We start from the raw sequence: 14,759 nt of genomic DNA on the forward strand, positions 1-14,759 counted from the left end.
CAGCGCGCATGCTATTGATCGAACCAGATTCAATAGAGCAAAACGAGCAAATCGTTGTTGGTGAAAGTCCGTTATCCCCCATTCAGAAATACTTCTTCGACAGCAAACTTCCAGCATTGGAGCATTTCAATCAGACCTTTTTATTAGAGTGTAAGAACCTAAATATTGATTATTTGAAGCAAGCATTACAAGCTGTCTGCAACCACCATGATTTGTTAAGAGCTGTTTATGTAAATGAAAAACAAATCATCAAAGAACAAAATGGACCAGAGTTATTTGAGCTGATTTCATTTGATTTAATGGGTGAGAAAAAGGGTCTTATTTTTGAAAAAATGAAGAGTCTAAGCAACAAAATCCAAGCAACATTAAGCTTAGCGGAAGGACCATTGATAAAAGCAGTCGTATTTCATACTTTGGAAACGGACTATATTGTGTTGATCGTTCATCATTTAATGGTAGACGGTATTTCTTGGCGGAATTTAGTGGAAGATATCAATACGGTATACAAGCAATGTCTGGGAGAAAAAGCAATTGAATTGCCAATGAAAACAGCATCCTTTTCTAGATGGTGTGAGACCTTAGAAGAGTTTAGTACATCTGAAATGCTAGAAAAAGAGCGTCCTTACTGGAATAAAGTCAGCAAACTAGCTCATCAGGCGAATACCACGCTATGTGCACCACAAGCTGATCAAGGCACTGGATTTGATGAAATCATGCTACCTAAAAAATTGACTGAAAATCTTATTTTATATTCCAATCAAGCCTATAATACAGAGATCAATGATCTATTGGTGACAGCCTTATTCAGAACAATTAACAAATTGACGGCAACAGATACAATCAGTGTTCGGATGGAAGGACATGGTCGTGAGCCGATACATAAATCCATTCATATCGACCGAACGATCGGTTGGTTTACAACGATTTATCCAGTTATTTGTACTGGAATTGGGAATACCCTACAACAAGATATAAAAAAAGTGAAGGAAAACTTACGTCGTATTCCCAATCATGGATTAGGTTATAGTATTTTGAATTGTTATGATGAACAGTTTGAAGGCGTTCAGACAGAAATAACCTTTAACTATCTAGGTGATTTTGAACAAGAATCTTCAGACTATGTGATTAAAATAAATGAAGTAGAATATGGCTATCAAATTGCGGAGAATAATCATTTTGGCACACCGATTTCTATTGATGGTTCTTTAAATAACGGGAACATGTCCTTTGTTTTTATTTATGATAAATCACAATGTAATCAAACTATGATTAAAGAGCTTAAAGCTTTGTTTGAAGAAGAGCTAGAAATGGTTGTAGAACATTGTTTGGAGAAAGAATCAATTGAAAAGACTGCTTCAGATTATGGTGAAATAGAGTGGAATGAAGCAGAATTTAGACAAGTAGAGACACAGTTTTCTGAGTATGAAGCTCAAATCGAAAAAATCTATCCGCTAACGCCACTTCAAGAGGGCTTATTATTCCATGAACAGGAAAAAGTTTCCTCAAGTGCCTACATTGTTCAGGCTATTTATGGATTAGGAGCTGTCAAAGTAGCGGAATTTAAGCAAGCACTTGATTTATTAGTGCAAAAACATAGTGCGTTAAGAACCAATATTATCTATAGAGACGTCAGTATTCCAAGGCAAGTTATTCGTCAACAGGCTGTTTGTGCTATTGAAACAATTGATTTAACAGAGGTTCCAGACAAAGATAGTGCAATGAAAAAAATCGAACAAGAGAATATTCAAAGAGGATTTGATCTTGAAGCGGACCCTTTGTTTCGCATCAAATTAATCAAAGTAGCAACAAACGACTACAAGATGCTGATGAGTTTCCACCACATTATTTTGGATGGCTGGTGTAATGCAATTTTACTGAGTGATCTTCGTGCGTTTTATCAACAGTTAATTACTGGACAATCGTATGAAATAATCAAACAAACAATCAATCCAGATTATGCGCATGCTGATTATGTAAGGTATTTAGCTAAAATGAATACGAGAGATGCCAAGGAATATTGGCATACGTTATTAGAAGACTACACGACCATTGCAAGTGTTTTACCAACAACCGTAGAAGCGGTCGAATCAGCTCAAAACCAAATCAAACAAGTATTAGATGAGCAAACATGTGAGAAAATCCGTATGTTGGCAAAATCGCTTAATACTACAGTTAATACTATTTTTGAGTCAGCGTGGGGGCTTCTTTTACAAAGCTATACAAATACTGAAGATGTTGTTTTTGGCCAAGTTGTGTCGGGCAGAAATAGTCCAATTGCCAATATTGAAGACAAGGTCGGACTTTTTATCAATACGATACCCGTTAGAGTACAGAATGAAAAAGACGCTGATTTTACTACGGTCGTAACGAATATGCAAACCCAATTAAACCAGAGTGGATCGTATGATTTATATCCATTAAGTGAAGTTCAAAATGAACATGAACTGGGAAATAAATTAGTTCAGACAATTGTCGCTTTTGAAAACTACGAAGAAGATGCACTAGTTGATTCAGAAGCACCTAAGTTTTTACTAGAAAGTATAAGAGAAGAAACTAATTATGATCTAACGCTTTCCATACAAAATGGGGAAAACTTTATCGTAAACCTTTTATTTGATCCATCCCTTTATTCAGTACAAGGCGTAGAGTATATTTTGACTCATTTTTGTCAACTACTGAAATCAGTCACGGACGCACCTAAACAATCAATTTCAACGATCGACTTTCTGACAGAGCACGAACAGGAAATGATTGAGATCGGTTTTAATCAAACAACGACGGATCACCCTGATAATTCTTCGATTGCCGCGGTATTCAATGAACTTTTACCAAGCTACAAAAAACAAGTAGCAGTAGCTTCTGAGGAGCAAATTTTAACCTATGAGCAATTGGATCGACTTTCAACAAATTTGGCTTATAAATTGAGAAATCTCGGGATTGTTAAAGGCGATATAGTCGCTGTAGTTGCGGATCGAAAAGTAGAAACAGTCGTACTCTTTTTAGGAATTTTGAAAGCTGGCGCTGCGTATTTACCAATCGATGGTGACAGCCCGCTAGAAAGAATCAAGTTCATCCTCAATGATGCAAAATGCAAAATTTTGTGTGATTTTAATCAGCAGCTAAAAGATAGTCAGTCCTTAGAAAATTGTATTGTTATTACGAATAACGCATTTGAAGAAAGTCAGACAAGTGAGGAATTACCTTCTGTTTTAGGTGAGGATCTAGCTTATGTTATCTATACTTCTGGCACAACGGGTGTACCAAAAGGGGTTATGATCACCCATAAAAATGTTCTCCGTTTGGTTAAAAATACGAATTATGTCGATTTTAAAGAGATTCATATATTACAAACGGGTTCCTTAACTTTTGATGCCTGCACATTTGAAATATGGGGTGCTTTATTAAACGGAGGAGAGTTATTTATGACGACTTCTACTGTTTTACTGGACCCAGAATTACTAGAAGAAGTGATTGTAGCTCAAAAAATAAATACTTTATTTATGACGACGGCCTTATTTGTAAATATTGTTGAAATGCATCCTAAAGCCTTTCATTCATTAAAACGAATTTTAGTTGGTGGAGAGAAAATCGTTTCAGCACCAATCAAACGATTTAAAGAATACAATCCAACTGTCAGTATTTGCAATATCTATGGACCAACTGAAAACACGACTTTCTCTTTATTCGAAGACTTAGATTATGAAATTGAAACGATTGTGCCTATTGGAAAACCAATCTCAAATACAACGGCTTATGTTATGAAAAATGAGCAATTGTGCGGTATAGGAATTCCTGGAGAATTGTATTTAGGTGGAGCTGGGTTAGCATCAGGCTATCTAAATCTCAAAGATATTACAGCTGAGAAGTTCATTATATCCGCTTCAAATCAGCGCTTATACAAAACAGGAGATCTTGTTCGATGGTTGGAAAATGGTTCGATCGATTATCTTGGTCGTGTAGATGATCAAGTGAAAATCAGAGGATTTAGGATTGAATTGGAAGGGATCACTACAATCATTAAACAACTTCCATATGTGAGTAACGCAATGTCGCTTATTTTTGAAGAAAATGGACAAAAAGATATTTGTTCCTATGTCCAACTAGAAAATTGGGTAGACCTTGAAACAATCCGCCATGAATTGATGGTGAAATTGCCTCACTACATGGTGCCAAAAGTAATCATGAATGTGGACAAATTTAAGCTTAATAAAAATGGGAAAATCGATAAAGCTTCCTTGCCTAAACCCGAGATTCCGGAGACGATTACGTTTATAGCACCTAGAAATGAAGCTGAAGTACTTGTCAGTACAACCTTTGCTGAAATTTTGGACAGACAACAAGTCAGTGCGCATGATGATTTCTTTGCATTAGGCGGGCATTCGCTAAAAGTAATGCAGTTATCTAGTCAGTTAGCTGCCAAAACAGGAATTAAATTATCTTTAGAAGAAATCATGACAGGCCGGACAGTGGAAAAAATTGCACTGGCTCTTCAAAAAGGAGAAGCTTACCAGCCGATCGAGCAAGGCACAAGCTTAGCTGTAAGTCCGGCTCAAAACCGCATTCTTTTGGTAGAAGAAACAATGGCAAATAGTACGACTTACAATATTCCAGTGGTGTTAACGATTGAAGGTGAATTCTCGGCTGGACAACTGAAAGATGCGTTGCAGAAATTGAGTGAAAAACATGAAATTTTAAGAACAACTTTTGACTTTAAAGAAGGAACTTATTTTCAAAAAATTGCTGAGCAAGTAATGATTCCAATTACGACTTCAGCAATTGAAAAAGCAAGAGTAAATCAAGCTGTTTTTGATTTTATTCAGCCATTTGATTTGACAGAAGGTCCGCTACTCAGGGCTCATGTATTCACTATTTCGCCGAATGAGCATACCTTTGTTGTCGATATTCATCATGCTATTTTTGATGGAGAATCAATCCCAGCATTTGTTGCTGAGTTAGCAGCGCTATATAACGGTGAGGAAACAAAAGAAGCCTCTATTCAATACAAAGACTACAGCTCTTGGAAAAATCAATTAGATTTAAAAAAAAAGAAACATTCTGGTTGGATAAATTAACGCCAGCAGAATTAAATACGGAGTTTCCAACTGATTTTATTAGAGGATCAGAAGCGAGTTTTTCAGGTAAAAGTTTTTCTATAGAGTTACCAGAACATTTAAACATAAAAATTCAAGAATTTGGAAAGAAAAATGGCGTAACAAGTTATATCTTTTATGCTGCGATCTTCAATTTATTGCTTTCAAGATATACAAGAAAAGAAGAAATTATTACAGGAACGGTTATTTCGGGTCGAAATCATCCAGATCTAGAACAAATGCTGGGAATGTTTGTGAACACGGTCGCTTTAAAACAAGAAGTGGAAGCCGACGTAAAATTTACTCATTACGTAAAACAAGTTCAATCTAATTTCTTTGAAATGTTCAACAATCAAGATTATCCATTTGAAACATTAGTAGAGAAATTAGCAATCAAATCCAGTCAAACGCGCAATCGAATTTTTGATGTGATGTTTTCTTATGAAAATTTAACAGATGAATGTTACCTATTAGGCAATGCTAAAATGCGTTATTATGAACTGCCCAATAATACGGCAAAATTTGATTTAACGCTAACGATCAAAGAGCATCCTGAAAAAATTTCAATCAATTGGGATTATAATGTCGAATTATTTAAAGAAGAAACACTGAAAAAAACGTCCGAACATTTTATTACACTGATTACCAATGCACTTGAACAGCCAGAAAATATATTAGCCGAACTTTCGATGATTAGTGAAATAGAAAAAGAACAACTTTGCTATACATTCAATACCCAAGAAAAAATACCTTTACAACACGATACGATTGTTTCGTGGTTTGAAGAAAACGTGCAGAAATACCCAGATCGAATTGCTGTAAGTATTGAAAATGATGAAGTGACTTATACGGAATTAAATCAAATGGCCAATGCTATTGCTAAAAAATTAGAAGTATCAGGGGTCAAAAGAAATGATGTAGTAGGGCTACTATTCACTCGTTCGATTGAATTTGTAGCAGCGATCTATGGTGTTTTAAAGGCAGGTGCGGCGTATCTACCAATCGGTGTTGCACTTCCGTTAAAGAGAATCGATTACATTTTGGAAAACAGTCATACAAAAGTGATTCTAACGAATGAATCGTCAAATAGATTGAATGTCAAAGCGATTGCAGTATCATCAGACGAAAGAATAGAGGAAAACCCACCACTGGATAATGCAGCAGAGGATTGCGCCTATATTATTTACACTTCTGGAAGTACAGGTCATCCCAAAGGAGTCAAAATCAAACACAATAGTTTGGTCAACTTGATCGAATGGCAAAAAGAGCAGAGCAAAATTACCAGTGACAGTGTTGTTTTACAAAAAGCAACTTGTTCTTTTGATGCCTCTGTTTGGGAAATTTTTCTAGCAACATTATCTGGGGTCAAGCTTCAATTACTTACAGAAGATGAAAATCAGGATTATGCAAAATTGCTGCAAGTGATTCAAGAACAACAAGTCACCCACACATTGATGGTTCCAACTGTTTTTGATTCTATTTTAGATTACATGAAGGTTGAAAATGTTCCCTGTGCCTTGGAGGGATTGGAAAAAATTTATTTAGGTGCCGAAGCTTTGACAACACAACTTTTAGAAAAATACGTGGAAGTTACTGGAAATAAAAAGAATTTAACCAAAATCACAAATCTATATGGACCAACCGAAACAACTGTTTGTGCCACATTTTATGAAGTTAATGTGGAGGATCTAAATACAAGAGTAACGATTGGCCAACCGGTTCGAAATACGCAAGTTTATATTATGAATGAGGGTAAATTATGTGGAATCGATGTCGTGGGAGAAATTTGTGTCGGCGGAATCGGTGTATTCAAAGAATATCTAGGTTCAGAAAGTCTAACGAAGGAAAAATTGATTCAAAGCGAAATCAATGCAGGGCAATATTTATATCGAACGGGTGACCTTGGAAAAGTAGATGAGAACGGCCAGATTCATTATCTTGGGCGAATCGATAAACAAGTCAAAATTCGTGGTTTTAGAATTGAAACCGAAGAAATCGAAAAAGAACTTCTGAAATCATCAGGGATATTGAGTGCGGCAGTGATTGTCAATGAAAATCTTGGTAGTCCACGATTGTGCGCTTATATAGTCAGTAATTCTACCTTGAATATTTCCGCAATTTCAGCTGGATTAAAAGAAGTTTTTCCAGATTATATGGTCCCAAGTTTTATCAAGCAAATCGATGAACTGCCCAAAAATCATAATGGCAAATTAGATGAAAAAGTCTTGCAAGAAATGCCGATGGAATTTAATACGACGATCGTTCCACCTAAAACGAAAGATGAAGTGAAATTATTACCACTGTTTAAAGATGTACTGAATATTGAAAATGTTGGTGTAACGGATAGTTTCTTTGAACTTGGCGGCCACTCAATCAAGGCGGTTGAATTGTCTCGACGCATCGAAAAAGAGTTTGTTGTGCGGGTATCGCTAAAAGATATCATGAAAGAACAAGATGTGGAAAATATCGCTAAAATCATTAAGACAAAAAATAAAAAAGTCTTCAAACCGTTACTAAAAGCTGCTGAGGAGTGTTTAGATGAGTAAAAAGTATTTAATGAGTTCAAACCAAAAAAGGATTTATACGCTTGAACAAACGCAAGAATCAAGTGTCACGTATAATATGCCGATTATTTTGAAGGTTGAAAATGTACTAGATGAGGCTCGTTTGAACCGAGCGTTTAATCAATTATGCGCGCGGCATGAAGCATTTCGGACTAGTTTTTCGATTGAAAAGGATAAATTTGTGCAACAAATCCATCCAGCAAAGACCGTTCAGATCGAGATTCTTGAAGGACAGACCTCGGAAGAAATGGTTGATAAATTTGTCCGACCGTTTGACTTAAGTCAGGCGCCTTTGATGAGAATGGGGGTAGGCAAAGATCAAGAAGGCCTCACGTTATTGATTATGGATGTACACCATATCATCTCAGACGGTGTATCCACGGGCATTTTACTAAAAGAATTCAGCGCACTTTATGATGACAAAGATTTAGAACCTGTAGAGCTACACTATAAAGATTTTTCAGCTTGGCAAAATAGTTTGGATTTAGAGGAGCAAGAAGAATTTTGGCAAGAAGAATTTAGTGAACTGATTCCGGAAACAGCGTTGCCTGTCGATTTTAAAACACAGGATAGCCAATATTTTGAAGGAAATCATGTAGAAATGAAAATCAATGGCTCAATCAAAAGAAAAATTAAAGAGCTTAACAAACAAAAACAAACAACTAGTTTTATGGTCTATTTAACGGCTTTGATGATTTTTCTAACCAAGTTAAATCGTCAAGAACGTGTTGTAATTGGGACAGTTGCTGAAGGTAGAAATCATCCTTCAGCACAAGAGATGATTGGGATGTTTGTTAATACTTTACCGATCATAGGGACAATTGATTCACAAAAGAGTTTTAATGAAATTTTAGAGGATGTAAAAAATAAGAGCTTAGATGTTTTTGAAAACCAAGATTATCCTTATGAAAAAATTGTAGAACTAGCGCCGAAAAATTCTATTTTTGATGTGATGTTTTCTTATGAAGTAGGGTATGATGAGACGATTTATTTAGGTGGACAACTTGCTAAAGTAGAACAAGTTCAATTAGAGGTAGCAAAGTTTGATCTAACAGTCACATTGATTGAACATGCTGCTGATTATACGATCAATTGGGAATACAATTCAAGTCTTTTTAAAGAGGAGACGATTCAACGATTGGCCGAATATTTTGAAGTGTTGCTGGATAATTTACTCACAACTCCAGATGGGGCAGTTTCTGAGCTTCAGTATTTGAACCAAGCGCAGATCACACAAATAAAAGAAGAGTTCAATCAACCGAATGAACGACTGAATCAAGAAGCGTTTGTTTCTCCGATTCAACGTTTTGAAGAACAAGTATTAAAAAATCCCAATCAAGTGGCCGTTAATTACCTACAAGAAAAAGTAACATACAGACAATTGAATGAACGAGCCAACGCTGTAGCACTACAACTAAGTCAGAAAAATGTGGGGAAAAACGGCGTTGTTGCATTGATTGTTGAGCAATCTTTGGAGTTGGTTATTGGTATTTTAGGGATTTTAAAGACAGGAGCGGCCTATCTACCTATTGCACCAACAACACCGACTGAGCGAATCAATTACATGATAAAAGATAGCCAAGCAAAAGCGGTTCTTTGCTCAGCAAAAACAGAAGCACTTATTTCCGAAGAACTCATTTGTACGGCTACGATTTTTCAGGCGGAAAATAATCAAAAAGAATCTGTTGTGCGAGAGTCGATCGAAGGAACTGATCTTGCTTATATTATTTATACTTCTGGCAGTACAGGCAACCCCAAAGGCGTGATGATTGAAAATCACTCTTTGATGAATTTAATAGAATGGCAAAAAAATGAAGGCAATGTCACAGAAAATAGTACTATTTTACAAAAAGCCATCTATACTTTTGATGCGTCTGTTTGGGAAATATTCTTAGCATTACTTTCTGGCGCATCACTTCAGATGTTAGCCCCCAAAGAGCATGATGATTTTGGTAAGTTATTAGATGTGCTTGAAAAGAATCATGTGACTCACTTCTTGTTGGTCCCAACATTTCTAGAGGCATTATTGACTTATACGAAAGAAAATAAACGGGAAAAAGCGTTTGAGTCAATTGAAGCTGTCTATGTGGGCGCTGAAAAGGTGACGAATCATTTGCTCAATCAATTTGTTGAGAGTACTGGAAAAAAACTATCGATCATTCGTAATTTATATGGCCCGACAGAAGGTACAGTCTGTGCTACGTATTATCGATATCCTGATCAGTTAGATAGCCAAGATACCTTGATTGGCAGTCCAATTCAACAGGTTCAAGTTTATGTTATGAATGACCAGATCTACTGCGGTGTTGGGATTCCAGGAGAATTATGCATCGGTGGTTCAGGTGTTGCTAGGGGCTATTTAAATCAGCCCGATCTAACGGCTAAACAATTCGTGTCATTAGATGGACAAACTATATACAAAACAGGTGACTTAGGCAAGTTTAGAGAAGATGGTTCAATCGATTATCTTGGCAGAATCGATAACCAAGTCAAAATCCGTGGGTTTCGTGTAGAGCTATCTGAAATCAGTCAAACACTTTTACAAATACCCGCTGTAATGGCAGCCGCTGTAACGATTAAAAAGCAAAACGGAACAGATCATCTTTGTGCCTATGTGGTAGCAGACCCTTCAGTTACAGAGAAGGAGCTAAACGTATATTTAAAACGAAAACTGCCAGACTACATGGTCCCAACTTATTTTAGTTTCTTAGACAAATTACCGATTACGGCCAACGGTAAACTAGATGAAAAGCAACTTCCTATGCCCAATATATCTAAAGGAAATATCTTTTTGGAACCAACAACTGAAAAAGAAGAGCAGGTCGCATTTGTATTCAAAGAAATTTTACAGTTAGAGCAAGTCAATCTTTTAGATAGTTTTTATGAACTGGGCGGAGATTCGATCAAAGCGATTCGTATCGTTTCAAAAGCAAGGGAAATCGGCTATCAACTAACGGTAAAAGAGATCATGCAAGCTAGAACGATCAAGGAAATCACACAAAAAACGAATGTTATCTCACAGAAAATGGATCAAGAAATGGTAACAGGCCCAGTACCTTATAGTCCGGTGCAGCAATTCTTTTTTTCAAGCTATTTAAATAAGCCAGAACATTTTAATCAGTCATTGATTTTAGAAACAAACACATCAATTGACAAGATACTTTTGAAAAAAGCCTTAGATGAACTTACCAACCATCATGATATGCTAAGAATGCGCGTCGATCAAAGTGAACAAACAATTTTTGAGTGGGAAAAAGAAGCGAATTTTGAGTTTCATTCTTTCTACTTAGATGAAGAGGATATAGACATAACTCAAGCAATTCAAACTATTGGTGCGCCATTTCAGTCAATGTTTCGCTTTGATCAGTCGCCGTTGGTTAGAGTGTTAGTCTTTCATTCTAAACGCACATCTTATCTTTGGATTCAAATGCATCACTTGATCGTAGATGCTGTTTCGTGGCAAATTTTTATTGAAGATTTAAATCGTAGTTATGAAACTTTGATTAATGGACAAACGGTTCAGCTTCCTCAAAAAACGATTTCTTACAAAGCGTGGAGCGAAGGCTTGAAAGAATTGACCGAACGCTACGAAATCAGAAAAGACGAAGCCTATTGGCAAGAGATCAATCAGAAAATAGAAAATACAACGTTATTTGATCAAACAATTCCAACAACCCAAAGTCACACGTTTACCTTTGAATTAGGGAAAGAAGAAACCAAGCAATTGCGTTTTGAGGCTAATCAGGCATTTTTCACGGAAATCAGTGATTTATTGTTAACAGCTTTAGCGAAGGCGTTAGGAAATACCTTTGATAAAACGAGCATTTCCTTTACTTTGGAAGGACATGGACGTGAATTATTTGAATCACTTGGCTCAGTAGATCGAACGATTGGCTGGTTCACTTCAATGTACCCATTAAGAGTCACGCTAGAAGAAACGCTGCCTGAAATGATTAAAAAGGTGAAAGAATCTATTAGAAAAATTCCAAATAAAGGAATGAGTTATGGATTATTAGCATTGTACGCAGATACGATCACAACTAAAAAAACAGATGTAGTATTTAATTTTCTCGGAGAACTAGGCGATTCTAAAGAAGAATCACAGCAGTTTACAATCAGTACGATCGCAAATATAAATGATAGTGCGAAAGAAAATACGATAGGTAGTCCATTATCGGTAAATTGCTATATTCAAAATGATCGATTGATTACGGATTTAGTCTATGCGACGCCGATTCTTACAACTGAAGAAATACTTGCTATAAGCAGCCGTTACCAAAAAGAATTGTCAGCGATCATTGACTATTGCACAACGGTCAATGAACCGCAAAAAACAGCATCTGATTTGGGTGAGCTTTCATGGGAACAAGATGAATTTGATTTAGCTGAGCGAAAAGCTGCTGATCTTATAACCGGAGAAATTCAAAGGATCATTCCATTGACTTCGATGCAAGAAGGATTGCTCTATCATAAACTATTAGACGAAGCTTCGACGAGTTATGTGATCCAATGTTCTTATGAAGTAAATAAGCAAATGGATCAAAAGCTGTTAGAGAAAAGCTTGAAACATCTTGCTGAAAAACATCCTGCGTTAAAAACAAATATCCTATACAAAGAAATCAAAGAACCTAGACAAGTGATTTTTTCTGAGCGCACATTAGAAAGCACCAGGCACGATTTTTCAAAAGCAGCCGATGCTAACGGACAGCTAGCTCAATACAAAATTGTGGACGTAAAAAGAGGATTCGATTTAGAAAAAGATGCATTATTCAGAGTTTCACTTATAGAAATGCCCGAAGGTCAACGGCTTATTTTTACCTGTCATCATATTATTATGGACGGTTGGTGTTTATCGATTGTTTTAAATGACTGGATGAAGATTTACACTATGCTAGAAAATGATGGAGAATCAGCTGTTTTTGCTCAAATAGAAACAGATACACTTTATGAAGACTATGCAAGAATCGTTGCAGATTTAGACAAAGAAGCAAGTTTGACTTATTGGGAAAATCTGTTGGAAGAATATGAAACACAAGCTAGTTTTACCGGAATGTATCCTAAGAATGATCAAAAAGCCGAAGTTAAAACCATCTTTGAATCCATTTCAAAAGAAGAGACACAAGTGATCCAAGCCTTTGCTAAGGAAAACAAGGTCACGATGAATACGGTCGTAGAAGCTATTTGGGGTCTTGTTTTACAAAGGTACAACCATACAAATGATGTTGTTTTTGGGAAAATGGTTTCCGGTAGAAACTTGCCCTTGAGAGGGATCGAACATGCAGTCGGGCTGTTTATCAATGCGATACCAGTTAGAGTTAAAAACGAACAAAAAGAGTCGTTTGTAACTCTAGTGCAAGAAATTCAAAATCAATCGATTGAAAGTGAGGAACATACGTATTGTTCATTATCTGAAATTCAAAATAGAAGCCTACTCGGAAAAGATCTGATTCACACACTGATCGTATTTGAAAATTATGCTGTGCAAGAAGCCGATGAATCACTTGCTTTGCTAGGGGAAATGGAAGATTATCGTGAACAAACCAGCTATCCGATTTCTCTAAGTGTAAGTTCCTCAGATGAGCTGAGTTTCAAATTGATGTTTGATGAGCGCTTATATACAACGGTCGAAGCGGATCTTATTTTATCTCGGATCATTTGTGGTTTAAAAGAATTAGCAGAAGATCAATCATTGACATGCAGCGACTTTTCTTTAGTAAATACGGAAGAACAACAGCTGGTAATAAATGCATTTAATCCAGAAACACAAGAAAATAATCGCTATCCAACGATACTAGCGGTTTTAAAAGCACAAGCTCAAAAACAACCAAATAAAGTAGCAGTTGTTTTTGAACAGGAGCAGTTAACGTATGCTCAATTAGAAGAAAAATCAACAATTCTAGCAAAACGTCTACTTGCTTTGGGTGTCGGGGAAACAGAATTTATCGGGTTATATTGTGACCGAACAATCGAAATGCTTGTGGGAATTTATGGAATCATGAAAGCCGGATCTGCGTATATTCCGTTATCGCCAACCTTACCGGAAGAAAGAATCGCTTATATTTTAAAAGATAGTGGGATTGAATTTGTATTGAATGGTCAAGTGGATTTAGGGACGTTGATGGAAGCTACTGTGATCGATTATACAGTCGCAGATTTACAAGCGGATGAATTAGTTCAAACGGATTTACCTGAGCTTAAAGCAGAAGACAAGGCCTATGTGATCTATACTTCTGGAACAACTGGTAAGCCTAAAGGTGTGGTTGTCGGACATGCTTCTTTGATGAATTTTGTTTATTGGCAAAAAAATTATTTTGATCTTGATTCAGAACAGACAGTCTTGCAGCAATTTTCATTTATTTTTGATGGCTCACTCCTCGAACTATTTGCTATCTGTCTGGCTGGTGGAACACTTGAAATTATTTCAGATGAAATTAAAAATGATCCAGATTGTTTCTTGAAAAAGCTAAATCAAAAAATCTTGATCACAGTGCCGTCTATTTTCAAAATGTTAGTGGAATTTGCACAAGAAAATGGACGTCAAAATGAACTCAATCAATTAAGCAAGGTCGCATTTGGTGGGGAAGCTGTGACGACGGCTTTAGTTGAGAAGTTTTATCAAGTAATGACTATAGGTGAAACACCTCTTTACAATTTATATGGACCAACCGAAGTTACGGTCTGTGCAACGGCTTATCAAATGGAAAATCAACTCTATAAATCTGTTCCGATTGGTAGTGCAGTTGCCAATTCTAAGCTATTTGTCTTCCAGCAAGAGAAATTATGTGGAATTGGGATGGTAGGTGAGTTGTGTATCAGCGGCGATAACTTGGCATTGGAGTATTTAAACAATCCTGAGACAACCGCAGAAAAATTTGTTCAAAATCCATTTAACCCGACAGAACGGATGTATCGGACAGGTGATTTAGTGAAATGGCAGGAAGATGGTGAACTTCAATATGTAGGAAGAATCGATGAGCAAGTAAAAATTCGTGGATTTAGAATTGAATTAGGGGAAATCGAAAATCAACTAAGCCAAATTCCTGCCGTTAGAGATGCTTGTGTGATCACACGAACAATCAACAATGAAGTGACCTAGTGCGCCTAT

1 protein-coding gene and 1 pseudogene are annotated in these 14,759 nt (G+C 36.4%); both read left to right on the top strand.

All coding sequences use genetic code 11. The features are described 5' to 3' along the window. Positions 1-8: 8 nt before the first annotated feature. Positions 9-7,636, top strand: a pseudogene (locus tag IGL98_RS02915) (non-ribosomal peptide synthetase); the annotation flags it as partial. Further along, entirely contained in the window at positions 7,629-14,750 is a 7,122-nt protein-coding gene (locus IGL98_RS02920) for a non-ribosomal peptide synthetase (RefSeq protein WP_206911852.1), read from the top strand. The pseudogene IGL98_RS02915 and the gene IGL98_RS02920, both read left to right, overlap by 8 nt. Positions 14,751-14,759: the final 9 nt, after the last annotated feature.

The sequence above is a fragment of the Enterococcus sp. DIV0840 genome (assembly GCF_050527835.1).
Classification (GTDB): domain Bacteria; phylum Bacillota; class Bacilli; order Lactobacillales; family Enterococcaceae; genus Enterococcus_L; species Enterococcus_L ureasiticus.